This is a genomic window from Pseudomonas sp. 43A (assembly GCF_013363935.1).
Taxonomy (GTDB): Bacteria; Pseudomonadota; Gammaproteobacteria; order Pseudomonadales; family Pseudomonadaceae; genus Aquipseudomonas; species Aquipseudomonas crudilactis.
Genome location: NZ_CP054880.1, coordinates 4521138 through 4544746 on the forward strand (window position 1 = coordinate 4521138; position 23609 = coordinate 4544746).

A 23609-nucleotide genomic window follows, 5' to 3' on the forward strand; every position below is an offset into this window, starting at 1 on the left:
ATTCGAATATACGGATATCCATATGTAAATCAACCCGGAGATGACACACATATCGAGTGATATGCGCATACCCCCTGTGGGAGCGAGCCTGCTCGCGAAGGCGGTGGGTCAGGCGAGATTTGCGTATCAGATACACCGCTTTCGCGAGCAGGCTCGCTCCCACAGGGGGATTTGGATGCGCCTGGTTTAACCGCGTAAAAGCCCCTGCTCCGCCTCACACAACCCCACCACATAATCCCAGACCACCCGCAGCCGCACCGACTTGTGCAACTCGCGCCGCGTGCTGATCCAGTAACTGCGCTCAATACTTTCATCCGGCAGCAACGGCACCAGATCCGTATCCGACTCGGCCATGTAGCAAGGCAGCACGGCAATGCCCAATCCCGACCGCGCCGCTTCCTGCTGAGCAATGACGCTGGTGCTATGGAACACAACCCGAGGGCTGCGGCAGAAGCTGTTGAGAAACATCAGTTCCTGACTGAACAGCAAATCATCGACATAACCGATCCACGCATGCCGCCCGAGGTCTTCGCGGCTTTGCAGTGGTGGTGCTTTATCGAGATAGCGTTGGCTGGCGTACAACGCGAGTCGATAGTCCGTGAGTTTGCGCGTCACCAGCATGTCTGCCGCCGGGCGCTCCAGATGAATGCTGATTTCCGCCTCACGGTTAAGGATGCTGACAAAGCGCGGCACCGCGACCAGTTCCACCTCCAGCCCCGGATAGCGCTCGAACAAGCCGATCATGCGACTGGCGAGAAACTTGATGCCAAGCCCTTCGGTGACGCCGACACGAATCTTGCCCAGCGGCGCGGTGGATTGGGTGATCTCTTCCTGGGCCAGCAACGCAACGTTTTCCATCGCCTCAGCATGTTTAAGCAACGCCTCCCCCGCCGGGGTCATTTCGTAGCCTTGCGCGTGCTGGACGAACAGCGCAGTGCCGAGGCTTTTTTCGATGGCTTCGATATGGCGGGCGACGGTGGCGTGGGTGGTATTGAGGCGGCGCGCGGCGGTGAGCAGGCGACCGCTGCGTTGCAGTTCGAGAAAAAACCGCAGGTCGTTCCAGTCGAACATGGCGTGTCCTTGTCGGCTATGGTCTATGCAGGCTGTTTGAAAACGCACAGCGGCTGCGCAAAAACTAACATTCTTTTAACGAAAGCTAACAACTAGAGTGTCCGACAATAAAAACAAAAAGCGAGGTCAGGGAATGCAGACTTCCCTCGATGAATACGACTACATCGTGGTCGGCGCCGGCCCTGCCGGGTGCTTGCTGGCCAATCGGCTGTCGGTAGATCCGCAGCAGCGCGTGTTGTTGCTCGAAGCCGGTGGGCGCGACAACTATGCGTGGATTCACATTCCTGTCGGTTACCTGTTCTGCATCGGTAACCCGCGCACCGACTGGTGCTTCAAGACCGAAGAACAACCGGGCCTCAACGGCCGCGCGCTGAGTTATCCGCGCGGCAAAGTGCTGGGCGGCTGTTCGTCCATCAACGGCATGATCTACATGCGCGGCCAGGCCAACGACTATGACGGCTGGGCGGCCGAGGGCAATCCGGGCTGGGCCTGGAACGATGTGCTGCCGCTGTTCAAACAAAGCGAAAACCACTTTGCCGGTGCGGCTGAATTTCACGGCGCCAAGGGTGAATGGCGGGTCGAGCAGCAGCGTCTGTCGTGGCCGATTCTGGATGCCTTTCGCAGTGCGGCTGAGCAAAGCGGCATCGCCAGCATCGATGACTTCAATCAGGGCGATAACGAAGGTTGCGGCTACTTTCAGGTCAATCAGAAATCCGGCGTGCGCTGGAACGCGGCGAAGGCGTTTTTGAAACCGGTGCGCGACCGGGCGAATCTGACGGTGCTGACCGGGGTTGAGGTTGACCGGGTGTTGCTGGAGGACGGCCGCGCAACAAAAGTCAGTGCGCGTCATGAAGGTCAGACCAAGCAGTTCAAGGCGCGCAAGGAGATCGTCCTTTGCGCCGGCGCGGTCGGATCACCAAGCATTTTGCAGCGCTCCGGGATTGGTCCTCGGCCATTGCTCGAACGCTTGGGCATCGGCGTGATTCATGAACTGCCGGGCGTCGGCGGTAACTTGCAGGATCACCTGCAATTGCGCCTGATCTACCAACTGGAAAATGCGCGCACGCTGAACCAGATTGCCGGCAGCGTGTGGGGCAAGATGGGCATGGGCCTGCGTTATCTGTATGACCGCAGCGGGCCGCTGTCGATGGCGCCGAGTCAGTTGGGCGCGTTTGCGCGTTCGGGGCCGGAGCAGACCTCGGCGAATCTGGAATATCACGTGCAGCCCTTGTCGCTGGAGCGTTTTGGCGAGCCGCTGCACAGCTTTCCGGCGTTTACCGCTTCGGTGTGCGATCTGCGTCCGCAGAGTCGTGGACGCATCGATATTCGTTCGGCGGATCCGCAGGAGGCGCCACTGATTCAGCCCAACTATCTCAGTCATCCTGAAGATCTGCGCGTGGCGGCAGATGCGATTCGTCTGACCCGCCGCATCGTCAGCGCCCCTGCCCTGCAAGGGTTCAAACCAGTTGAGTACCTGCCGGGCGCCAACCTGCAAAGTGAAGAAGAGTTACAGGAAGCAGCAGCGAAAATCGGCACGACGATTTTCCATCCGGTCGGCACCTGCCGCATGGGCAATGACGGTGATGCGGTGGTCGACGCACAGCTGCGTGTACACGGCGTGCCCGGTTTGCGCATTGCCGATGCGTCGATCATGCCGCGCATCACCTCGGGTAACACCTGTTCGCCTACGCTGATGATTGCCGAGAAAGCGGCACAACTGATCCTCAGCCCCAACACCAGGAGCAGCACCGCGAAATTGGAGCTGGCCCAAACCCTGTAGGAGCTGCCGAAGGCTGCGATCTTTTGACTTTGGATTTTCCAGATCAAAAGCAAGATCAAAAGATCGCAGCCTGCGGCAGCTCCTACAAGGGACCGCGTTTAATTCAAGGCATCACCCGGACACGCAACACCAGTGGAACAACAAAAACAATCACTGTGAGGGATACCGATATGTCAGAACACGTTCAGCCGCTGGACGCCGTGCGCAGCGCCGAGACCAGCCCGGATACACGCAAAGTCATCTTCGCTTCCTCACTGGGGACGGTGTTCGAGTGGTATGACTTCTTCCTCTACGGCGCCCTCGCGGCGGTGATCAGCAAGCAGTTTTTCGCCGGGGTCAACGACACCACCGCGTTCATCTTTGCGCTGATGGCTTTCGCCGCAGGCTTTATCGTGCGGCCGTTCGGGGCGCTGGTGTTCGGTCGGTTGGGGGACATGATCGGGCGCAAATACACCTTTCTCGCGACGATCATTCTGATGGGCGTGGCGACGTTCTGCGTCGGTCTGCTGCCGACCTACGCCAGCATCGGCATCGCCGCGCCGATCATTCTGGTGGTGCTGCGCATGCTGCAGGGCCTGGCGCTCGGCGGTGAATACGGCGGCGCTGCAACCTATGTGGCCGAGCATGCGCCAATCGGCAAACGCGGTTTCCACACCAGCTGGATTCAGTCCACCGCGACCCTCGGCCTGCTGCTGTCGCTGCTGGTGGTGCTCGGTTGCCGCTACTTCACCGGCGATCAGTTTGAAGTCTGGGGCTGGCGCATTCCGTTCCTGCTGTCGATCGTGCTGCTGGGCATCTCCACCTGGATTCGCCTGAGCCTGCACGAGTCGCCGGCCTATCTGAAAATGAAAGAGGAAGGTAAAACCTCGAAAGCGCCGATCCGTGAATCCTTCGGCAAATGGGAGAACCTCAAAGTCGTGCTGATCGCCCTGTTCAGCATCAACGCCGGGCAAGCGGTGACCTTCTACGCGGCGCAGTTCTACGTGCTGTTCTTCCTCACCCAGTTCCTGAAAATGGACCCGGCGGTGGCCAACACTTTGTTGATCATCAGCGTGGTCATCGGCGCACCGTTCTTCATCTTTTTCGGCTGGCTGTCGGACAAGGTCGGACGCAAACCCGTGCTGATGCTGGGCTTGCTGCTGGCCACGGCGCTGTACTTCCCGATCTTCAAATCCCTCGCGCACTACGCCAACCCGGCGATCGATCAGGCCAGCCGTCAGGCACCGATCACCGTGCTGGCGGATCCAGCGACCTGCACCTTCCAGTTCGACCCGGTGGGCAAAGCCAAATTCGACAGCCCGTGCGACAAGGTCAAAACCTTCCTGGTCAAGCAAGGCCTGCCCTACTCCAGCGCCGCTGCGCCTGCAGGCAGCGCCGTGCAAGTGAGCGTCGGCGACGTCAAGCTCGATGGCTTCGATGAGGCCGCCCTGCGCGGCGCAATCACCCTCGCCGGCTACCCGCAACAGGCCGATCTTCAGCAGATCAACAAACCGATGATCGTCGCCCTGATCGTGGCGCTGATCATCATCTCGGCCATGTGCTACGGCCCGCTCGCGGCGCTGATGGTCGAACTGTTCCCGACGCGCATTCGCTACACCTCGATGTCGCTGCCGTACCACATTGGCAACGGCTGGTTTGGTGGATTTCTGCCGACGGTGTCGTTTGCGTTGGTGGTGTACACCGGGGACATCTTTTATGGGCTGTGGTATCCGGTGTTGATTACCGGGGTGAGTTTGGTGGTGGGTATGATCTGTTTGCGTGAGACGAAGAATATCGATCTCGACAAGAACTGAAACTCAACCAGACACATCAATCGGCGAGGGCTTTTACCCTCGCCGTTTTTTTTGCTCAGGCATCAGCCTTGATCACCTCGAACTTCACCTGATCGGGATAAAACGCCACGTAGTCCTTTATCGGCCCGACCGATATTTTCGGTTTCTCATAAGTCCACACCGCGTTCGCCCCTTCATGCCCCGGCACTTGCAGGCTGAAGTAATTGGCATCGCCCTTGTACGGGCAATAACTGGTGTGGTCGGTGCGGGCGAAGTACTTTTCGTCGATGTCTTCGCGAGGGACGTAATAGACCGGCGGGTAATTGGCTTCGTTGAGGATCAGTACGTGGGAGGACGCGGCGACCTGGATGCCGTGGAATTTCACTATCAGGCAGCCGGGAAGTTGTTCGAGGGCAATGACGGGACTGGGGCCGGAGGCTTTCATGGGGGTTCTCCTGAATACGGCGAAGAGACCGGTTCAGGTATAACCCATCGGCTCTGGTTGGGGTGGTTTTACAGCCGAACGGCCAATCAACTTCAAAAGCCCCTCACCCTAGCCCTCTCCCGGAGGGAGAGGGAACCGATTGGGGGATATTGGCGAGATTCACCGACTTGAACGATTGGCTTTGAATCCATAATCGACTCGATTTTTCAGGTCGATGGATTTCGCCAGACAACTCGGTCAGTCCCCTCTCCCACTGGGAGAGGGTTAGGGTGAGGGCCGCTTTCAGGCATCACGCAACAATATCAGTCGCCACCGCTTGCCCCACCACACCCACGGCAAAGTCCACCGAACCCTGCCCCGTCAGGTCAACCATCAGGCTGGTCTGATTGGTCTGCGCGAAGTAAGTCAGGATCGCATCGCCCGCATGCCCGGTGAAGCCGCTGACAAAGTTCAGCGACGCCGCGCCCGTGGCGAAACCGGCGATCCCCGACAGATCGATCTTGTCCAGGCCGCTGGTGAAATCCATGATCCAGTCCGGCGCGGTCATGGTTGAATCGCTGGCGGCACCGAACACGAAGGTGTCTGCGCCTGCACCGCCCCACAAGGTATCGCCACCGCCACCACCATAAATGATGTCGTTACCGGCACCGCCGACCAGTTCGTTGGCAACGGCGTTGCCGATCAGCAGGTCATTGCCTGAACCGCCGATGGCATTTTCCACGGTCACGCCGTGCGCGATGGACACGTTACCGACCAGACCGCCAACATCGGAGAACGAGCCTTCATTGAGGTTGATCTTCTGGTTCTGGCTGAAACCGGAGAAATCCAGCGTGTCATTACCGCCGCCATCCCACACCGAGAAAACCACCTTGGAGGACGCCGAAGTGGCGCTGTAGAAATCGCGCTCGGCGTTGGAATTGAAACCGTACGTGGTGTCATCGGCGCGGGTCGCGTAGTTGGCGCCATACAGCTTTTGCACCGCGACGATATCGTCGAGCAACGGCGCCGAGGCGTACGTGTCGCTGCCGTCCTTGCTGAAGTTCTGGTCGGTGTTGGCTTCGCTCCAGTAGCTCATCAGGCTGTAGCCACGGGTATCTTCAGCGTACTTGGCGTCGTTGTAAGTCGGATTGCCGTTACCGGCGTTGTAGGCGCCCGGGTGAGAAAGACCGAGGGTGTGGCCGATCTCGTGGGTCAGGGTCTGGCGCCCGTAGTTGTTGGTGTCGGGAGTTTTGTTGACCTGATACTGATCGTTGATCAGGTACCACGACTGGCCGTCATAACCGCCGCCGCTAGGCAGATAAGCGAACGCTGCTCCACCGGTGCTGACATCGTAGTTACCGAAGGTCATGTGGCCATCGCCACCCTTGCCTTCGGTGAAGGTGACATTGGCGACGTCGGCCCAGGATTGCATGGCCAGCACGGCCTGAGCCTTTTGCTGGGCGCTGAACTCGCTGAAGTTGCCCAGTTTGACGTTGTAGTTCGCCGGTTTCTCGGTCAGGAAGGTGTAACTGAGGTCGATCTTGCCGTCAGCGTTCTTGTCGCCCCACGACAGGCCTTTGCGCAGGATTTCATCCGCAGCCTGATCGGCAGTGAATGAGGGTTTGCCGTTGACCAGCCCGACGCCACGGTCATATAGATGGCTGAAGGTATCGATTTCGTCGAAGGCGCTGCTGGTTTTCGATTTGGCTTGAGCCATGATGGACGTCCTTGTTTCTGAGTAGTCAGTGTCGACAGACCACGGCGATCTTCTGGCGAGATCGTCCTGTCACTCGCATGTTTGAATCGGCGAAAAACCTGACACAGGCGCAAACCGGGCGCTAATCAATTTTTCGATAGCCCTGCCTGCGTCCCTGTATTACCCGTCACCTGCTGCAATGCTTTTTATCTGTATATCCATACAGATAAAAGTTGCCCCTGAGGCCAAGTCCGGCCATTCTGTGCACCTGTTCCGACCTTGATCGACGATGGTGGCTATGCGGCTGTACCTCTGTGAAAAACCTTCTCAGGCCAAAGACATTGCGGCCGTGCTCGGCGCCAGGCGTCGGGGCGACGGCTGCTGGCTGGGAACGGACGTCACGGTGACCTGGTGCATCGGCCACTTGCTCGAAACCGCACCGCCGGATTCCTATGACGCGCGCTACAAGCGCTGGGTTCTGGCCGATCTGCCGATCATCCCGGACAAGTGGAAAATGACCGTCAAGCCGCGCACCGCCAGCCAGTACAAAGCGGTCAAACGGCTGCTCGGCGAGGCCAGCGAGCTGATCATCGCCACTGACGCCGACCGTGAGGGCGAGATGATCGCCCGAGAACTGGTCGAGCATTGTCGTTATCGCGGGCCGATCCGCCGCTTGTGGCTGTCGGCGCTGGACGAAGCCTCGATCCGCAAGGCTCTGGCCGCCCTGAAACCCGGGGCAGAGACGTTCAGCCTGTATCACTCGGCGCTGGGCCGCTCGCGGGCGGACTGGCTGATCGGCATGAACATGAGTCGACTGTTCACCCTGCTCGGTCGACAATCGGGTTATCAAGGCGTGTTGCCAGTAGGCCGGGTGCAGACACCGACCTTGCGCCTGGTGGTCGATCGCGATCGCAGCATCGCCGATTTCGTGCCAGTGCCATTCTGGGCGATCGATGTCGATCTGCTGCACAACGGCATTCCGTTCACCGCACAGTGGCGCGCGCCGTCGGATGCCTGTGACGATCAGGATCGCTGTCTGAATCAGGCGTTGGCCCAACAAGCCGCGACTGCGATGAAAGGCGCTGCCAATGCCCGGGTGGTCAAGCTGAAAACCGAGCGCATGCGCGAAGTGGCGCCCCTGCCCTTCGATCTCGGCACCTTGCAGGAAGTCTGTTCGAAGAAACTCGGCCTCGGCGCGCAGGAAACCCTCGACATCGCCCAGGCACTCTACGAAACCTACAAAGTCATCACCTATCCGCGCAGTGATTGCGGCTTCTTGCCGCTGAGCCAGCACAGCGAGGCGCCGGGGATTCTCACTGCGCTACGTCAGGCCGATCCGGGTCTTGAGGCGCTGCAAGGCTTTCTCGAGCCCCAGCGCCGCTCCCGGGCATGGAACGACGCCAAGGTCAGTGCGCACCACGGCATCATCCCCACCGCTGCGGCGAAAAACCTCGAACGCCTGAGCGGCAAGCACCGCGCGGTCTACACGCTGATCCGTGCGCGCTACCTGGCGCAGTTCCTGCCCAATCACGAATACGATCGCACCCAGGCCGATTTCGATTGCGCCGGTGAAGCCCTGCGCGCAGTCGGCAAGCAGATCATCGAACCGGGGTGGAAACGCGCGCTGCCCGAGGCACTGGCGCCGGCCAAGGGCCGCGAGGCACCCGCGCCGCAAACCTTGCCGACACTTGCGCAAGGGGTTGAGTGCGCGGTGGCTGACGTCAAGTTCAAGGATCTGTGGACGCAACCGCCCAAGCCCTACACCGAGGGGGACCTGATCAAGGCGATGAAAAACGTCGCCAAACTGGTCGAGGATCCACTGCTCAAACAGAAACTCAAGGACACCACCGGGATCGGCACCGAAGCCACCCGCGCCTCGATCATCCAGGGTTTGCTGGACCGTGGTTATCTAGTGAAAAACGGCAAGGCCCTCGCCGCCACCCCGGCCGCGTTCAGCCTGATCGATGCGGTGCCCCGCGCGATTGCTGACCCCGGCACCACGGCAATCTGGGAACAGGCGCTGGACATGGTGCAGAGCGGCGAAATGAGTCTTGAAGAGTTCGTCACCAAACAAGCGGCATGGATGAGCAAACAGGTGACGCGCTGCTCCAGCCTCAGCCTGACCATCAGCGGCCCGCCACCGGCCGGTAAAGCGGCGGCCCCGTGGAAGAAAAAACGCAAATCGACCCGCAGCAAAACCACGGGTACGACAAAACGCACAGCGAAACCGTCAGGCAAATAAAACCCGCTAGTGTTTCTGCAAGGCTCAGCACTTTCAGGAACCCTGCGCATGGCCAATATCGAACTGCACCCCGCCCAGCGCGATGAGCTGGATATCATCGAAAACCTCATGCAGTTCTACATGTATGACTTCAGCGCATGGCTGCCGCTGAAGTTCGGCGAACACGGCTTCTTCTCCATCCAGCCAAAAATCGACTACTGGCGCCACCCGGCCACCCAACCCTTCCTGATCCGCGTCGATGGCGAACTCGCCGGTTTCGTGACCGTCGATAACGAAATCCACATCGCCGGGACCGAACACAACATTGGCTATTTTTTCGTCGCCCGACGCTTTCGTGGCCAAGGCGTCGCGCAGTTTGTCGTCTCTGCCCTCTTGAGCCACATCCCCGGTCAATGGCAGATTTTCCATATCGACGCCAACCTGCCGGCGCAGCGCTTCTGGGCCAGGCTGATCCCTGTATTGAGCGGTGGCGATTTCACCCGGCAGCAGCGTGAAGTGGACGGCTATCCGTGCACGTTCTACCGCCTGCACACGCCCTTTTCCGTTGCCTGAACGGATTCTTTCTCATTCCAAAACAGCTTTGTCCGACAATATGTAGTGAGCAAAAATAATCACTACAAAACCGTTGACGGCATCGTTTTGCTTTTGCATGATGAAGACGTTCCCCGATCGGGAACATCGGTAACACGCTTGAGCAAACTCGTCTGACCGCCGAGTTGTTTTTTCCGGATACACGCTGCCCACAAGGCAGATTGAAGAAGCTGACCTGGCCTGAACGTCCAGTACAAGGACGAGAAGCGCTGGCGAAAATTCTCAAGACGCTTGTGGTCGACACGGTAAATGTCGTCAAGGAGCCTCCCGGTTTTCGCTGCTTCTCCTCGTTGTGACGCTATTGCGTAGCAGTTATTCAACACGACTACATGCAACAGATGCACGACCCCGTACTTCACACGGGCGAGCGCTGACGTCCTGGTTTCGGTGCCAGGGATCAACTAACCGATGGGCTACCTGTATTAGCGAATCAACTTTGAAAGATCACCAGACTGGTCAAGGGGCAAAATCATGAATTTGAACAATCAACCAACTATCGAAGAACTGGCTCGTATGTTCGCTGCGCAAAAAGACAGCCACGACAGCCATATTCTGTGGATCAGCAAGTCGGGCCAAGTGCATATCGACTGCCTGGCGCCCCATGCTGGCGAAGAAGAGTTCGACCGCAACCATCAGAACTTGCTGGCCCGCCTGAAGATGTACCGTCGCGGCCACGGTTATGTTGGCAAGAAAGCCGCGGCCGACAAGGACTTCATCGGTAATGTTCTGCAAACGCTGAAACAGGCGTGGGATTCGATGCAGAACCACAATGAAGTTCGGGTGATTGATCGGTTCTGCTGAGTTAGTCATCAAATAATTGAAAGGCCTGCTTCCTTAAAGGAAGCAGGCCTTTTTTTGTTCGCTTGCATTGATTTGGCGTGACTGGAATTTTTGCCCCTCACCCCAGCCCTCTCCCGAGGGAGAGGGAGCCGATCGAGTTGTATAAAGTCATCCGTCAACCGGACACACCGAGTTGATTTTGGATTCAGCAGAGCACTTTCAGGTCGGCGTATTCGTCCAACATCCCTCGGTCAGTCCCCTCTCCCACTGGGAGAGGGTTAGGGTGAGGGGCTTCCCATGTCCAACACCAATTCCACAAACGCCACCGCCGCCGCACTGTGATAATTATTGCGCCGCCGCAACAACGCCGCTCCACGCTGCGGCGCTTCACTCTCCACGCGCAACCGGCGCAACGCCCGATCCTCCGTCGCAATAGCCTGCGGCAACATCGTCGCCAGCGGCGAATGCCGCACCACTTCCAGCAACGTACTCACCGAGTTCACCTCGATCCGCACCTGCGGCGTAATCCCGTGCTGCCGGAAATACTCATCAACCGATAACCGCGTAATAAAGTCCGGCGCCAGCAAGGCGAAATTCAGCGAAGCGATGTCTTCCGGCGTCAGCACCAACGTACTGTCATACAGCGGATGCTCACGCCCGACCATGATCCCCAAGGTTTCGGTAAACGCCGGAATGCACTCGATCTCCGGACTGCGCACCGGCGTAAACGCAATCGCAATATCCAGCGAGTCATCCGCCAGCCCCGCCTCGATGTCGTCCATCGACAGCTCGAAAATCTGCAAATGAATCCCCGGATACCGCGCGGCAAAATCGCGTACCAATGGCCCGACCAGATAGGCCATGAACGTCGGCGTCATCGCCAGACGTAACGTCCCGCGAGACAAATCCTTCACGTCATGCAACGCGCGTTTACCCGCCTCCAGCTCCACCAGCACCCGCCGCGCGCATTCGATATAGGCCTCGCCGGCATCGGTGGGTTTGACCGTACGCGAAGTGCGATCAAACAAGCTCACCCCAAGGGTTTCCTCCAGTTGGCGAATCTGCTGCGACAGGGTCGGCTGCGACACATGCAACGCCTCGGCGGCACGGGTAAAGCCGCCGTGATCGGCAACGGCCAGCAGATAACGCAAATGTCGCAGCAGCATGGGAATCACCTTCTATAGGCAGTACTTATGCCAAGCATTGTATATCGGTCTTGGACGCTATGGATCAATCGGCAGAAGATCAATCCCACACAGCAAGCCAACCCCTGAAAGGAGTGACACCATGCAACAGTCCCACGCCTACAACGACACCAGCCTGGCCCTGACCACCCGCGTTCTCGACGCCAAGGCACGCAAAGATCTGTCGTGGCAGGATCTGGCCGACGGCACTGGCCTCAGCCTGGCATACGTCACCGCCGCCCTGCTCGGCCAGCACCCGCTGCCGGAAAACGCCGCCCAAGTGGTCGGTGACAAGCTCGAACTGAGCGCTGAAGACGTCGCGGCGATGCAGATCATCCCGCTGCGTGGCAGCCTCAGCGGTGTGCCGACCGACCCGACCATCTACCGCTTCCACGAGATGATCCAGATCTACGGCACCACCCTCAAAGCCTTGGTTCACGAACAGTTCGGCGACGGCATCATCAGCGCGATCAACTTCAAACTCGACATCAAGAAAATCGAAGACCCGGAAGGCGGCTCCCGCGCCGTGGTCACCCTCGACGGCAAGTTCCTGCCCCTGCGTCCGTTCTGATCCGCACCGGCCCGCACCCTGCGTGCGGGCCAACCCACCTCGAATGGCTACCCGTCACCCAACACATCTGGAGGCTGCCCCATGCAAAAAATTCTGTTGATTCTGGCCCTGCTCGGCGGCGTTTGCGCCCAGGCATCTGCCGCTGACGAGGCCGTCGCCTACCGCTACGGCATGCAACTGGATATCGACCAAGTGCTGAGCATTACCCCGGTTGCCGACGTGTGTGGCGTGGTGCCGGTGGAGATGACGTATCTGGACAGCCACGGCGGCAAACACATTCTTCAATACAGCGAATTCGGCAGCGGTTGCTCGAACTGAGAGGACAACACCATGAAAAACCTGATTGATGGCTTCCTGAAATTCCAGAACGAAGCGTTTCCGCAACGCACCGAACTGTTCAAACACCTGGCGACCACGCAACAGCCCGGCACCTTGTTCATCACCTGTTCCGACAGCCGTGTCGTGCCGGAACTGCTGACCCAACAAGAACCCGGCGAGCTGTTCGTGATCCGTAACGCCGGCAATATCGTGCCGTCCTACAGCCCGCACCCGGGCGGGGTTTCAGCGACGGTGGAATACGCCGTGGCGGTGCTTGGCGTGACCGATATCGTGATTTGCGGGCATTCGGACTGCGGCGCGATGACCGCGATTGCTCAGTGCAAATGCATGGATCACCTACCTGCGGTCAGCGGCTGGTTGCAGCATGCCGAGTCGGCGAAAGTGGTTAACGAGGCGCGATCACATGCCAATGACGCGGCGAAATTGAGTTCGATGGTGCGGGAAAACGTGATCGCGCAACTGGCGAACATTCAGACCCACCCGAGTGTGCGTCTGGCTCAGGAGAAAGGCCTGCTGAACCTGCACGGCTGGGTGTATGACATCGAGACCGGCTCGATCGATGCACTGTCCTCGGACCGCCGCACGTTTGTGCCGCTGGCCGAGCAACCGGCGACTTGCGCGATCCATGCACAAACCACCCACGCCGCCTGAGCAACTGATCGTTCCCACGCTCTGCGCGGGAATGCCTCAGGGGCTGCGTTCCCACGCTGGAGCGTGGGAACGATCATTGTCCGCCAGATCAACGTTTTACCGTGAGATCGACCTGGGACATACGGCTACGAACAGTGAATACACCGTCACCGGAAAGAATCGCACTGCGCGCAAACAAGCGCCCACTCTCCCAGTTCGAAAGCCCCAGTTCCGGCTTGTTCAGCGCGTACTGCCCATCGACCCAACGGGTAATGCCATTGCCCACGAACGGCGCATTCACCGCGTTGTAAAAACGCTCTTGTACGGCGGCATCTTCACTGATCAACGACACGGTAAATTGCGGGCTGTAGCGGTTGAACAGCGCAATCGCCTGATCCAGATCGTCGACAATCATCAGGCTGACTTCCGGGGTTTCTTCCCATTCCCACTCGCGGCCCAGCGCCGACTCCGCCAAGGGCTCAGCCAGTGCTTCAGTCTGATAACCCTCAGCGCGATAAACCTCGACGGTCGCGTTTTGCCATTCACTTGGCAGGCAACTTTCACTGCCTTCAACGATGTGCAATTTACAGCCCTGGCCACGCGCGATGCCGGCCTGCTGCAGCGCATCGAGAAACAACGGCACCAGTTCCGCCGCGCGATCACGCTGGATCAGGCACACGTTCAACGTATTGCAGACCTTGCGGTCCAGCGAGTTGCGTACCACTGCGGCAAAGCGTTTGGCATCGGCATCACGATCGGCAATCAACCACGCGCCCCCCGTGCCGTGCAGGCTGACAGCGGTGCCGGCCTGCTGGGCAATACTGCCCAACTGACTGACCGCACGACCCGAGCCGCGCGCGACGGCCAGCGACAAACGCCGGTCAGCAAACATCGCCCAACCGGCGGCATGATTGACGCTTTCCACCAACGACACCGCACCGGCCGGCAGACCGGCATCGGCCAGCGCCGGATTCAGCGCGTGTGTGACGATGGCTTGCGCGGTGCCCAAGGCATCGCTGCCGATGCGCAGCACGGCGGTGTTGCCGGTGCGCAAGACACCGGCCGCATCGGCGAACACGTTCGGCCGACCTTCAAAGACAAACGCGACAATGCCCAGCGGCGAGACCACTTGTTCGACCTTCCAGCCGTCATGCTCGACGCTGCTGATGACTTTGCCGCGCGTGGCTGCGGCATCACGCCAGGCGCGCAGGCCGGCAATCATATCGCCGCGCATGCGCTCATCGGCAAGCAGTCGGGTGGTGGAGCGGCCACGCGCCTTGGCCCGTTGGATGTCGGCAAGATTGGCGGCTGCGATGTGCGCCCAGCACTCCGGGGTTTCCAGGCGTTGCGCAAACAGGTCGAAAAACTGGCTGATCGCCTCATCGGACACCGCCGACAACGCAGTGAATGCCGCTGCTGCGCGCTCGATCGCCACGGACGCCGCTTGCTGATCCGCTACGGGGATCAACAGCAACTCGCCACTCACCTGCTCCACCAGCAAATGGTCACCGGGCTGAAAACGCGCGGCCAGTTCGGGGCTGACCACGGTGACGCGGTTACCAGCGAAAGGGATCGGCGTGCCAGCGACTAGACGTTCGAGCGCGAGAGACATGAAGCGGATTCACCATGCAGGGAGCGGCCGGAAAATGTATAGGAACACAATCCTCCAAAGCAACCGCTAACCCTGTGGGAGCGAGCTTGCTCGCGAAAGCGGTGGATCTGATAGATCAATGTTGGCTGACCTGACGCCTTCGCGAGCAAGCTCGCTCCCACAGGGTTTTGTGGTGTTTGTGTGACCGGGTCAGAAGACTGACCAGCCAATCCGCGCGCTAAGCATCTCCAGCGCCGCCATGCCCGCCAGCGAATTCCCCGCCGCATTCAACTCCGGCGACCACACGCACACCGTGAACTGACCCGGCACCACCGCGACAATCCCGCCGCCGACGCCGCTCTTGCCCGGCAAGCCAACGCGATACGCGAAGTTGCCCGCCTCGTCATACAGCCCGCTGGTGGCCATGATCGAGTTGACCTGCTGGGTTTGCCGGCGCGTCAGGATCTGTTCGCCGCTGTGTTTGCAGAAACCGTCGTTGGCCAGAAAGCAGAACGCCCGCGCCAGATCGATGCAGTTCATCCGCAACGCGCAGTGGCTGAAATAGCTGCGCAGCACCGCTTCGACGTCGTTGTGAAAGTTGCCGAACGACTGCATCAGATACGCCATCGCCGCATTGCGCGCGCGGTGTTGGTATTCGGAGTCGGCGACTTTGCCGTCGATCATGATCTGCGGATTGCCTGACAGGCGCCGGACGAAATCACGCATCGACAGGGTCGGCGCGGCAAAGCGCGACTGGTTGATGTCGCAGATCACCAGCGCGCCGGCGTTGATGAACGGATTACGCGGCCGACCGCGCTCGAATTCCAGTTGCACCAGCGAGTTGAACGGCTGCCCGGACGGCTCGTGGCCGAGGCGTTCCCAGATCGCTTCGCCGGAATGATCGATCGCCTGCACCAGGCTGAACACCTTGGAAATACTCTGCACCGAGAACGGTGTCTCGGCGTCACCGGCGCAGTACATCTCGCCGTCGTTGCTGTACACGGCGATGCCCAGCTGATTGGCCGGCACGGTGCCGAGGGCGGGAATATAGTCAGCCACCTTGCCCTGCCCGATCAGTGGGCGGACAGCGTCAAGAATCTCGTTCAACAGCGCTTGCATGCCGGGTTCCGAAGTCTCGCCCCATGGGATTGCGGGGACACTGGGGCTAGACGCTGCGCCCGCCCGTCGAATCACACCGACCGCAATCGCGCGGAGTGTTCTAGGCTCAACCGCACATTCAAAACGGGAGAGCACCCCATGCATCTCGAAGGTTCCTGCCATTGCGGCGAGGTTACATTCAGCCTCACCAGCGCCCACCCCTACCCTTATCAACGCTGCTATTGCTCGATCTGCCGCAAGACTCAGGGCAGTGGCGGTTATGCGATCAACCTCGGCGGCGACGCGACCAGCCTCAAGGTACGCGGGAGCAAACACATCAGCATTTACCACGCGAAGATGAAAGACGCCGGCGACCAGCGCGCCCATCGCAGCACCGCCGAACGACATTTCTGTTCACTCTGCGGCAGCGGCTTATGGCTGTTCAGCCCGGAATGGCCGGAGCTGATCCACCCGTTTGCCTCGGCCATCGACACGCCGTTGCCAGTGCCGCCAGAACACACGCATTTGATGCTCGGCTCGAAAGCACCCTGGGTCGAAGTCGAGGCCAGAACCAAAGACAAACAATTCGACGTCTACCCCCAAGAGTCCATCGCCCAATGGCATGAGCGCCTCGGTTTGACCCGATAGATGCATGGCAAACCTATATCCCTGTGGGAGCGAGCTTGCTCGCGAAGGCGGCGTAACAGTCAGTATTTGCATCGACTGACACAGCGCCTTCGCGAGCAAGCTCGCTCCCACATTACCAACTCCATAGGGCTTTAAATCTTTGAGCTGTTCAGTTCCCTTTTCCCGCACTCGTTCGGTTAACCCCTCAGAAGCACTTCAACTACCGATCGATTCGATGCAAAGGGATCTCCATGTCGCACGTCCGTTTCGCCCTGTGCCCGTTGGCACTGGCCCTGCTGAGCATTTCTGCCAACGCCGCTGAAAAAACCGACCAGACCTTGCAACTGGGCGCCACCAACATTTCCGCCCAAGGCCTCGGCGCCACTACCGAAGACACCCGTTCTTACACCACCGGAGCTATGTCCTCGGCCACCGGCCTGCCGCTGTCGATCCGCGAAACCCCGCAATCTGTGACGGTGATCACTCGCCAGCAAATGGACGATCGCGGCGTGCAGAGTGTCGGTGATGCGCTGCGTAATACCCCCGGCATTTCCATGCAGAAGTACGACAGCGACCGTACCGAATTTTCCGCCCGCGGCCTGGCGATCACCAACTTCCAGTACGATGGCATCAACATTCCCTACGACGGCGTGTACGGCGAGAACCCGAACAACGGCGATGACGCCGCGAGCATCGATCGCATCGAAATCATCAAAGGCGCCACTGGCCTGATGACCGGTTCCGGCGACCCGTCGGCCACGGTCAACCTGATCCGCAAGAAGCCGACCAAAGAGTTCAAGGCTTCAATCAGCGGCACGGTCGGTTCGTGGGATGCCTACCGCACCGTGGGTGATATTTCCGGCTCGCTGACCGACACAGGCAACGTGCGCGGACGATTCGTCGGTGCCTATTCCGATCAGAATTCCTACCTCGATCACTACAGCCAGCGCAAAGACCTGTTCTACGGCATCCTCGAAGCCGACCTGAGCGACGACACCCTGCTGACCTTCGGCGTCGACAAATCCAGCACCACACCACGCGGTTCGTCGTGGACCGGCAACCCGGTGTATTTCGCCGATGGCGGGCGAACCGATTTCGGGCGCCACTTCAACTCCGCCGCTGACTGGAGCCGCCGCGATTTCGACAACATCACTTACTTCGCCTCCTTGGAACAGGCGCTGGCCAACGACTGGAGATTCAAGGTCAGCCTCGACCAGAAAACCACCGATCACGACACGCGCCTGGCCTCGGCCAGCGGCGGCAACCCGAACCGTGCCAGCGGTGAAGGGATGTTCATGTATTGGGGACGGTGGGAAGGTCATCGCGTGCAGAACACCGCTGACGTCAACGTCTCCGGCCCGTTCACCCTGGGTGGTCGCGAGCACGAACTGATCGCCGGCGTGATGACCTCGCACTCGCGCCAGACCGGTTCGACCTACGACACCAGTGCGTTTTCCGAAGTGCCGGGGAGCATCTACGACTGGGACGGCAATTTGCCGAAACAGGATTTCCCGAAGAACGGCAAGTACGAGCGCACTCAGAGCCAGAACGGCATTTATCTGGCCACGCGCCTGCGCCCGACCGACGATCTGTCGGTCATCCTTGGCAGCCGCTTGAGTACGTTCAAATACAACGAAGACTACCGCTACAACCCCGGCGCCGGCCTCGACGACACCCACACCAGTTACAAGGAACACGGTGTTGTTACACCGTACGCCGGGGTGATTTATGACCTCGACGACACCTACTCGCTGTATGCCAGCTACACCAGCATCTATCAGCCGCAAACCTACAAAGACGCCAACGGCTCGACCCTCGCGCCGGTCGAGGGCGACAGCTATGAAACCGGTTTGAAAGCGGCGTATTTCGACGGCCGCCTCAACGCCAGCCTGGCGTTCTTCCGCATCGAGCAGGACGGCGTTGCCGAGTCGATCGGCACCAACGCGGTGACCAACGAAGGCATCTACAAAGCCATCGATGGCGCCACCACCAAAGGCGTTGAGCTGGAACTGGCCGGCGAGCTGGCCGCAGGCTGGAACGTCTCCGCCGGGTACACCTTCGCGCGCACCCGTGATGCCGATGACCAGCGCATGTTCGGTTATCCGTTGTCGACCACCAAACCAGAGCACACGGTGCGCACCTTCACCACTTACCGTTTGCCCGGCGTGCTGGACAAGGTCACCGTCGGTGGCGGCGTGAGCTGGCAGAGCGCGTTCTACGGCAAGATCTACAGCGCCCCGGCCGGCGACTACACGCGGATCAAACAGGGCGGCTACACCCTCGTCGACCTGATGAGCCGCTATCAGTACAACGAGCACCTGAGCTTCACGGTCAACGCCAACAACGTGTTCGACAAGCGCTACCTGACGGGTCTGGGCAACTTCGACACGACGTTCTACGGTGAGCCGCGCAATTTGATGCTGACCACCAAGTGGGATTTCTGATTCCGGGCTGAAATAAACAGCGCCATGGATGGCGCCTTCGCGTGCAGGCTCGCTCCCACATTGGATTTGTGAACGCCGCAGATCACTGTGGGAGCGAGCTTGCTCGCGAAGAGGCCGGTGCAGGCCCCAGCATTAATCCAGATGCGCCCAGGTCATGCGAAACGACGCCCCGCCCCAAGGCGAATCGCCCACTTCAACCTGCCCGCCATGGGACTGCGATACCCGGCGCACCAACGCCAGCCCCAAACCAAACCCACCGGTGCGGCGATCCCGGCTGGCATCCAGTCGCGAAAACGGCTCAAAGATCTTCTCCCGCCCGTCTAGCGGCACGCCCGGCCCATCGTCGTTGACCCGCACTTCGTAATAATCACCGCTGCGCACCAGCGTCACTTCAACCCGTTGCTCGGCATAACGAATCGCATTGCGCAGCAGATTGATCACCGCCCGCGCCATGAATCGGGGCTCGATGCGCACGGTGTCGAGCCGGCAATCACCAATCAACAACTGCACACCGGCCGCTTCTGCCTCCAGCGCCACGCTGCCGACCACACTGTCGAGCCAATTGGCAGCCTGGATGTTTTCACGCTTGATCACCGTCGCGCCGCGCTCGAGGCTGGCGTAGGTCAGCAGTTCCGAAACCATTTCCTCCAGCTCGCCGAGGTCGGCGTACATGTCGGCAATCAGCTCGCGGTTCTGGCTGGGGTCCGATTGCTGTTTGAGCTGATCGAGTTCAAACGACAGCCGCGCAATCGGCGTGCGCAGCTCGTGGGAGACAGCGTTGGTCAGTTCGCGCTGATTGGCGATCAGCCCTTCGATGCGCGCTGCCATCAGGTTGAAGTGCTCGGCCAGATCGCGGATGTTCGAGCGCTTCGACAACTGGATGCGCACCGACAGATCGTTGTCGCCGAAACGCTCGGCGGCCAGGCGCAGTTTCTCCAGGTCACGCCAGTGCGGGCGCACCCAGAAAAACAGGACGAAGCCGATCAGCACGGCAATCATCAGGTAGGCGCCGGCGATGTAGAACGGCATCAGACTCGGTTCGGCCGGTAAGCGGATGCTGAGCAATTGCGGGCCATCGTCAATCGCGGAAATGTACTGGGTGTACTTGTCACGAATCACCAGCAGCCCTTGGGCCAGCTCGGCTTTTTCCTCGTCGCTCAGGGCCAGTTCACCCGCATCGACCAGCGTCAGGCCCAAGCCATAATGCGGGCGAATCGTTTCCAGCTGGTTTTCCCGGGCCGGGCCATCGAGGTCACGCAACTGCTGAGCCAATGTCCACGCTTGCCCTCGCACAGCCTCGCGGTTGTAGTCCTGCATCTGATAATCGAGCAAGGCATCAAAGGTGCGTTCGACCGTCTGCAACGCCAGCACCAGACCAATCGTCATGACCAGAAACAACCCGAGAAATAACCGCAGCATCTACAGCTCCCACGCGAACGGATTGAACAGATAACCCTTGCCCCACACGGTCTTGATACACATCGGCTCGCGGGGGTTGTCCTTGAGCTTGTTGCGCAACTTGCTGATGTACACGTCGACGCTGCGGTTGAGTCCGTCGAAGGCAATCCCGCGCATGCGATTGAGAATATCGTCGCGCGACAGCACTTTGCCGGCCGCGCTGGCCAGCAACCAGAGCAGCTCGAATTCCATGGTGGTCATTTCGATGATCTCGCCCGCCAGACGCACTTCACGACAACTGCGGTCGACGCTCAACTGGCCGAACTCCAGAAAACTGACCACATTGCTGTCCGGCACCTGTCGCCGTTGCAATGCTCGCAACCGGGCCAGCAATACGGGTGGCTTGATCGGCTTGATCACATAGTCATCCGCGCCGGATTCCAGGCCGAGAATGTGGTCGAGATCGTCCTCCTTGGCAGTCAGAATCACAATCGGCGTGTCCGATACACTGCGAATCTCGCGGCACACGTGCAAACCGCTCTGCCCTGGCAACATCAAGTCGAGCACCACGACGTTCGGCTTGAACTCGAGAAAGGCCGCCACGGCCAGATCGCCGCGCAGCACGGTGCGTACTTCGTAGCCGTGCTGTTCGAGAAAGTGTGCGATCAGCGCTGCCAGACGCTCATCGTCTTCCACCAGCAGGACTTTGCCAAAACCCAGGTTATCCATAACGTCCGTCTGCCGCTTATGTGTGAAGTGGTCGGCATTATGGCGGCTTTCGTGGCACAGGCGTTTGTTTCAAGCAGCAAAAACCGGCCACTGGGGCCGGCTTTGGGTGATGTTTCATACTCTTAAGAGTTTTTAACAATCTTATGCAGGGACGCCGCTGTGGAAGCGGAACTCGTCGTCCGGCGACTCGATCAGTTCCTGCTCGGCGGCACGGACCTTGTCGATGACCTGAGCAATATCCTTCGCGTCCCCATACTGGTAGGCGAGTTTCAGATAACCCTGAAAATGCCGCGCCTCGCTTTTCAGCAGACCAAAGTAGAACTTGCCAAGTTCTTCGTCCAGATGCGGTACCAGTGCTTCGAAACGCTCGCAACTGCGCGCTTCGATAAACGCGCCAACCACCAGCGTATCGACCAGTTTCACCGGTTCATGGCTGCGCACCACCTTGCGCAAGCCCGAGGCATAACGGCCGGCGTGGAGCTGGCGCAGTTCGATCTTGCGCCGTTTCATGATGCGCATGACCTGCTCGTGGTGCACCAGTTCTTCCCGGGCCAGACGCGACATCATGTTGATCAGGTCGACGTGGGAATGGTACTTGGCAATCAGGCTCAGGGCGGTGCTGGCAGCCTTGAACTCGCAGTTCTTGTGGTCGATCAGCAGGGTTTCCTGATCGGCCAGTGCGGCCTGAACCCAGGCGTCGGGGGTGCGGCAGCCAAGGAATTCGTGGATTTCGGGAAGGATCATGGGGCTCACGGTAAAAGGTGTTCGAGCGAAGGGCGCCGATTATACCGGCCTGTCCGCAGACCACCAGCCGCGCGCGTTGATATGCATCAAGTCGCGCACGATCGAGCAGCAACTATAGTTGTGCAACGCCGTGCCTTTTCTTTGCTGGAGACTCCGCTCATGCAAGCCATTCGCAGCATTCTGGTGGTCATCGAACCCGAACATTCGGAAAGCCTGGCGCTCAAGCGCGCCAAGTTGATCGCCGGCGTGACCCAGGCCCATCTACACCTGCTGGTGTGCGACAAGAAGCACGACCACGCAGGCATGCTCGGTGTGCTAAAAGCCGCGCTAGTGGCCGACGGCTACAGCGTGACCACCGAGCAGGCGTGGAACGAGAGCCTGCACGAAACCATCATCGATGTGCAGCAGGCCGAAGGCTGCGGGCTGGTGATCAAGCAGCACTTTCCTGACAGCTCACTGAAAAAAGCCCTGCTGACCCCGGCGGACTGGAAGCTCTTGCGCCACTGCCCTACCCCGGTGCTGCTGGTGAAAACCGCAGGTTCCTGGAAGGACAAGGTGATTCTGGCGGCGGTTGATGTGGGCAACGCCGACGGTGAGCACCGGCACCTGCACACGACGATCATTGATCATGGCTACGACATCGCCAGTCTGGCCAAGGCGCATCTGCACGTGATCGCTGCACATCCGTCGCCGATGCTGTCGGCGGCCGACCCGACGCTGCAACTTAGCGAAACCATCGAAGCGCGCTATCGCGAGCAGTGTCGGGCGTTTCAGGCGGAATTCGATGTCGATGATGAGCACCTGCACATCGAGGAAGGCCCGGCGGATGTGTTGATTCCGTTCATGGCGCACAAGCTGCAAGCGGCGGTGACGGTGATCGGCACGGTGGCGCGGACCGGGCTGTCCGGGGCGTTGATCGGCAATACGGCGGAAGTGGTGCTGGACGAGTTGGAGAGCGATGTGCTGGTGCTCAAGCCGCAGGAGGTTGAGGATCATCTGGTGGAGTTGGCGGTGAAACATTAAAGATCAAAAGATCGCAGCCTTCGGCAGCTCCTACAGGTAGAACGCATTCCCATGTAGGAGCTGCGGCACGCTGCGATCTTTTGACCTTCAGGCGCCGAAGGCGTCTTTCAAGAAGCCCGGGGCAATGTAGCGCTGGTAGTGCGCTTCCGACAGCAGGAAGAATTCCCGATCAATGGCATCGCGCAGTTCCGGCAGGTTCCAGTCGCGAAACTCCGGCAGCAACACCATCCCGTAGGCTTCCAGATTAATGATCACCCGCGCGCCACGGGCGATCAGCTGATACGCCCAGCAATATTCCGACTGATGCGGCACGAAGCGGATCTTGCGCTGTTCCAGCTGCTCGCGCAGGCGCGCCGAATCGAAAATCTCGACCTTGGCCGCCATCACTTGTGACAGCAATTGCTCCAGACGCAACCATACCGCGCGCTTTTCCTCCTCGTTGTACCCATTCCAGTGGATCACTTCGTGGTGGAAACGCTTGCAGCCACGGCACACCAGATCACCGTAAACAGTGGAGCAGAGGCCGACGCAGGGGGTCTTGATGGTCTGATTGGGCATAAGATAGGCAAAACACTGAAACGCGGAACAGGTCGGCATGTTAGCCCTTTGTCGGGCATTGATCACCCCTCAAACATCAGGGTCTCAGCCGCACAGCGCGTTTGCCCCGGCCGCGCGCATTGCCACGAAAGTCCAATAGAGCGCGACTTACCTTTAAATTTTTTTTGCCGTAGAATCAGCCAGCCTTTTAAGGCGCCAATGTCCGTTAGAAGCTGTTTTCAAAGCGTCACGAGCACAGTCGTTCCTTCAGAGCGGTGTTGGCGAGGGATTTTTCCAGCGGGGAAAAATCCAGCGCCAACCCTCATCAGCTCCCCGTT

General features: G+C 59.6%; 21 protein-coding genes. 11 read left to right on the top strand and 10 right to left on the bottom strand.

Going from position 1 to position 23609, the window contains the following annotated elements; translation table 11 throughout:
- Positions 1-186 precede the first annotated feature (186 nt).
- On the bottom strand, positions 187-1071 hold the full coding sequence (locus HUW52_RS19745) for a LysR family transcriptional regulator (RefSeq protein ID WP_175554650.1): 885 nt from the start codon (positions 1069-1071) through the stop codon (positions 187-189).
- Positions 1072-1204: 133 nt separating this feature from the next.
- Here HUW52_RS19745 and HUW52_RS19750 point away from each other — a divergent pair, with 133 nt between their 5' ends.
- Both HUW52_RS19750 and HUW52_RS19755 read left to right on the top strand, forming a co-directional pair.
- Positions 1205-2851, top strand: coding sequence for a GMC family oxidoreductase (locus HUW52_RS19750; protein ID WP_175554651.1), 1647 nt, complete (start codon positions 1205-1207; stop codon positions 2849-2851).
- 170 nt (positions 2852-3021) lie between these two features.
- Positions 3022-4644: an MFS transporter gene (locus HUW52_RS19755; RefSeq protein WP_095047447.1), complete on the top strand. Its 1623-nt coding sequence runs from the start codon at positions 3022-3024 to the stop codon at positions 4642-4644.
- A gap of 55 nt (positions 4645-4699) precedes the next feature.
- On the opposite strand, the gene HUW52_RS19760 is transcribed toward HUW52_RS19755, so the two are convergent.
- Both HUW52_RS19760 and HUW52_RS19765 read right to left on the bottom strand, forming a co-directional pair.
- The gene (locus HUW52_RS19760; protein ID WP_175554652.1) at positions 4700-5068 is read right to left on the bottom strand and encodes a DUF427 domain-containing protein; all 369 of its coding nucleotides are present in this window, start codon (positions 5066-5068) and stop codon (positions 4700-4702) included.
- A gap of 289 nt (positions 5069-5357) precedes the next feature.
- Entirely contained in the window at positions 5358-6764 is a 1407-nt protein-coding gene (locus tag HUW52_RS19765) for a serralysin family metalloprotease (protein WP_175554653.1), read from the bottom strand.
- Between the two features lie 277 nt (positions 6765-7041).
- Between HUW52_RS19765 and HUW52_RS19770 the strand changes: the two genes are divergently transcribed.
- The 3 genes from HUW52_RS19770 to HUW52_RS19780 all read left to right on the top strand — a co-directional run bounded on the left by HUW52_RS19770 (position 7042) and on the right by HUW52_RS19780 (position 10377).
- Positions 7042-8985 carry a DNA topoisomerase III gene (locus HUW52_RS19770; protein WP_175554654.1) on the top strand — a complete coding sequence of 648 codons (1944 nt, stop codon included), beginning with the start codon at positions 7042-7044 and terminating at the stop codon, positions 8983-8985.
- Positions 8986-9033: 48 nt separating this feature from the next.
- Positions 9034-9537 carry a GNAT family N-acetyltransferase gene (locus tag HUW52_RS19775; protein ID WP_175554655.1) on the top strand — a complete coding sequence of 168 codons (504 nt, stop codon included), beginning with the start codon at positions 9034-9036 and terminating at the stop codon, positions 9535-9537.
- 510 nt (positions 9538-10047) lie between these two features.
- A complete protein-coding gene (locus tag HUW52_RS19780) occupies positions 10048-10377 on the top strand; it encodes a hypothetical protein (protein ID WP_016982961.1) in 330 nt (109 codons plus the stop codon).
- Positions 10378-10634: 257 nt separating this feature from the next.
- Here the strand turns inward: HUW52_RS19780 and cynR are convergent, their stop codons facing one another.
- The gene (cynR, locus tag HUW52_RS19785; RefSeq protein ID WP_016982960.1) at positions 10635-11522 is read right to left on the bottom strand and encodes a transcriptional regulator CynR; all 888 of its coding nucleotides are present in this window, start codon (positions 11520-11522) and stop codon (positions 10635-10637) included.
- Between the two features lie 121 nt (positions 11523-11643).
- Here cynR and cynS point away from each other — a divergent pair, with 121 nt between their 5' ends.
- The 3 genes from cynS (at position 11644) to HUW52_RS19800 (ending at position 13101) form a co-directional block, all read left to right on the top strand.
- Positions 11644-12111 (top strand): cyanase, encoded by a 468-nt coding sequence (gene cynS, locus HUW52_RS19790; protein WP_175554656.1) that lies wholly within the window; start codon positions 11644-11646, stop codon positions 12109-12111.
- A gap of 81 nt (positions 12112-12192) precedes the next feature.
- Complete coding sequence (locus HUW52_RS19795) at positions 12193-12429, top strand: DUF2790 domain-containing protein (protein WP_016982958.1); 237 nt, start codon at positions 12193-12195, stop codon at positions 12427-12429.
- A 12-nt stretch (positions 12430-12441) separates the two neighbouring features.
- Positions 12442-13101 (top strand): carbonic anhydrase, encoded by a 660-nt coding sequence (locus tag HUW52_RS19800; RefSeq protein ID WP_016982957.1) that lies wholly within the window; start codon positions 12442-12444, stop codon positions 13099-13101.
- 88 nt (positions 13102-13189) lie between these two features.
- Here the strand turns inward: HUW52_RS19800 and HUW52_RS19805 are convergent, their stop codons facing one another.
- The gene (locus HUW52_RS19805) at positions 13190-14692 is read right to left on the bottom strand and encodes an aldehyde dehydrogenase family protein (protein ID WP_175554657.1); all 1503 of its coding nucleotides are present in this window, start codon (positions 14690-14692) and stop codon (positions 13190-13192) included.
- Between the two features lie 189 nt (positions 14693-14881).
- The gene (gene glsB, locus HUW52_RS19810; RefSeq protein ID WP_016982955.1) at positions 14882-15790 is read right to left on the bottom strand and encodes a glutaminase B; all 909 of its coding nucleotides are present in this window, start codon (positions 15788-15790) and stop codon (positions 14882-14884) included.
- 138 nt (positions 15791-15928) lie between these two features.
- Here glsB and HUW52_RS19815 point away from each other — a divergent pair, with 138 nt between their 5' ends.
- Together HUW52_RS19815 and HUW52_RS19820 are read left to right on the top strand one after the other, a co-directional pair.
- On the top strand, positions 15929-16417 hold the full coding sequence (locus tag HUW52_RS19815; RefSeq protein ID WP_175554658.1) for a GFA family protein: 489 nt from the start codon (positions 15929-15931) through the stop codon (positions 16415-16417).
- 230 nt (positions 16418-16647) lie between these two features.
- The gene (locus HUW52_RS19820) at positions 16648-18840 is read left to right on the top strand and encodes a TonB-dependent siderophore receptor (RefSeq protein ID WP_175554659.1); all 2193 of its coding nucleotides are present in this window, start codon (positions 16648-16650) and stop codon (positions 18838-18840) included.
- A 132-nt stretch (positions 18841-18972) separates the two neighbouring features.
- On the opposite strand, the gene HUW52_RS19825 is transcribed toward HUW52_RS19820, so the two are convergent.
- The 3 genes from HUW52_RS19825 to HUW52_RS19835 all read right to left on the bottom strand — a co-directional run bounded on the left by HUW52_RS19825 (position 18973) and on the right by HUW52_RS19835 (position 21711).
- The gene (locus HUW52_RS19825) at positions 18973-20259 is read right to left on the bottom strand and encodes an ATP-binding protein (RefSeq protein WP_016982952.1); all 1287 of its coding nucleotides are present in this window, start codon (positions 20257-20259) and stop codon (positions 18973-18975) included.
- The gene (locus HUW52_RS19830; protein ID WP_016982951.1) at positions 20260-20967 is read right to left on the bottom strand and encodes a response regulator; all 708 of its coding nucleotides are present in this window, start codon (positions 20965-20967) and stop codon (positions 20260-20262) included. It lies immediately after the preceding gene.
- Between the two features lie 141 nt (positions 20968-21108).
- Positions 21109-21711: a tRNA-(ms[2]io[6]A)-hydroxylase gene (locus tag HUW52_RS19835; RefSeq protein WP_016982950.1), complete on the bottom strand. Its 603-nt coding sequence runs from the start codon at positions 21709-21711 to the stop codon at positions 21109-21111.
- A gap of 159 nt (positions 21712-21870) precedes the next feature.
- Here HUW52_RS19835 and HUW52_RS19840 point away from each other — a divergent pair, with 159 nt between their 5' ends.
- Positions 21871-22734 carry a universal stress protein gene (locus HUW52_RS19840; protein ID WP_016982948.1) on the top strand — a complete coding sequence of 288 codons (864 nt, stop codon included), beginning with the start codon at positions 21871-21873 and terminating at the stop codon, positions 22732-22734.
- An 87-nt stretch (positions 22735-22821) separates the two neighbouring features.
- Here HUW52_RS19840 and HUW52_RS19845 read toward each other — a convergent pair whose 3' ends face one another.
- Entirely contained in the window at positions 22822-23292 is a 471-nt protein-coding gene (locus HUW52_RS19845; RefSeq protein ID WP_064117650.1) for a DUF1289 domain-containing protein, read from the bottom strand.
- Positions 23293-23609 lie beyond the last annotated feature (317 nt).

Coding starts and splice junctions, on each gene's coding strand:
- HUW52_RS19745 (WP_175554650.1), bottom strand. CDS start 1,071: ATGTTCGACTGGAACGACCTGCGGTTTTTTCTCGAACTGCAACGCAGC.
- HUW52_RS19750 (WP_175554651.1), top strand. CDS start 1,205: ATGCAGACTTCCCTCGATGAATACGACTACATCGTGGTCGGCGCCGGC.
- HUW52_RS19755 (WP_095047447.1), top strand. CDS start 3,022: ATGTCAGAACACGTTCAGCCGCTGGACGCCGTGCGCAGCGCCGAGACC.
- HUW52_RS19760 (WP_175554652.1), bottom strand. CDS start 5,068: ATGAAAGCCTCCGGCCCCAGTCCCGTCATTGCCCTCGAACAACTTCCC.
- HUW52_RS19765 (WP_175554653.1), bottom strand. CDS start 6,764: ATGGCTCAAGCCAAATCGAAAACCAGCAGCGCCTTCGACGAAATCGAT.
- HUW52_RS19770 (WP_175554654.1), top strand. CDS start 7,042: ATGCGGCTGTACCTCTGTGAAAAACCTTCTCAGGCCAAAGACATTGCG.
- HUW52_RS19775 (WP_175554655.1), top strand. CDS start 9,034: ATGGCCAATATCGAACTGCACCCCGCCCAGCGCGATGAGCTGGATATC.
- HUW52_RS19780 (WP_016982961.1), top strand. CDS start 10,048: ATGAATTTGAACAATCAACCAACTATCGAAGAACTGGCTCGTATGTTC.
- cynR (WP_016982960.1), bottom strand. CDS start 11,522: ATGCTGCTGCGACATTTGCGTTATCTGCTGGCCGTTGCCGATCACGGC.
- cynS (WP_175554656.1), top strand. CDS start 11,644: ATGCAACAGTCCCACGCCTACAACGACACCAGCCTGGCCCTGACCACC.
- HUW52_RS19795 (WP_016982958.1), top strand. CDS start 12,193: ATGCAAAAAATTCTGTTGATTCTGGCCCTGCTCGGCGGCGTTTGCGCC.
- HUW52_RS19800 (WP_016982957.1), top strand. CDS start 12,442: ATGAAAAACCTGATTGATGGCTTCCTGAAATTCCAGAACGAAGCGTTT.
- HUW52_RS19805 (WP_175554657.1), bottom strand. CDS start 14,692: ATGTCTCTCGCGCTCGAACGTCTAGTCGCTGGCACGCCGATCCCTTTC.
- glsB (WP_016982955.1), bottom strand. CDS start 15,790: ATGCAAGCGCTGTTGAACGAGATTCTTGACGCTGTCCGCCCACTGATC.
- HUW52_RS19815 (WP_175554658.1), top strand. CDS start 15,929: ATGCATCTCGAAGGTTCCTGCCATTGCGGCGAGGTTACATTCAGCCTC.
- HUW52_RS19820 (WP_175554659.1), top strand. CDS start 16,648: ATGTCGCACGTCCGTTTCGCCCTGTGCCCGTTGGCACTGGCCCTGCTG.
- HUW52_RS19825 (WP_016982952.1), bottom strand. CDS start 20,259: ATGCTGCGGTTATTTCTCGGGTTGTTTCTGGTCATGACGATTGGTCTG.
- HUW52_RS19830 (WP_016982951.1), bottom strand. CDS start 20,967: ATGGATAACCTGGGTTTTGGCAAAGTCCTGCTGGTGGAAGACGATGAG.
- HUW52_RS19835 (WP_016982950.1), bottom strand. CDS start 21,711: ATGATCCTTCCCGAAATCCACGAATTCCTTGGCTGCCGCACCCCCGAC.
- HUW52_RS19840 (WP_016982948.1), top strand. CDS start 21,871: ATGCAAGCCATTCGCAGCATTCTGGTGGTCATCGAACCCGAACATTCG.
- HUW52_RS19845 (WP_064117650.1), bottom strand. CDS start 23,292: ATGCCCAATCAGACCATCAAGACCCCCTGCGTCGGCCTCTGCTCCACT.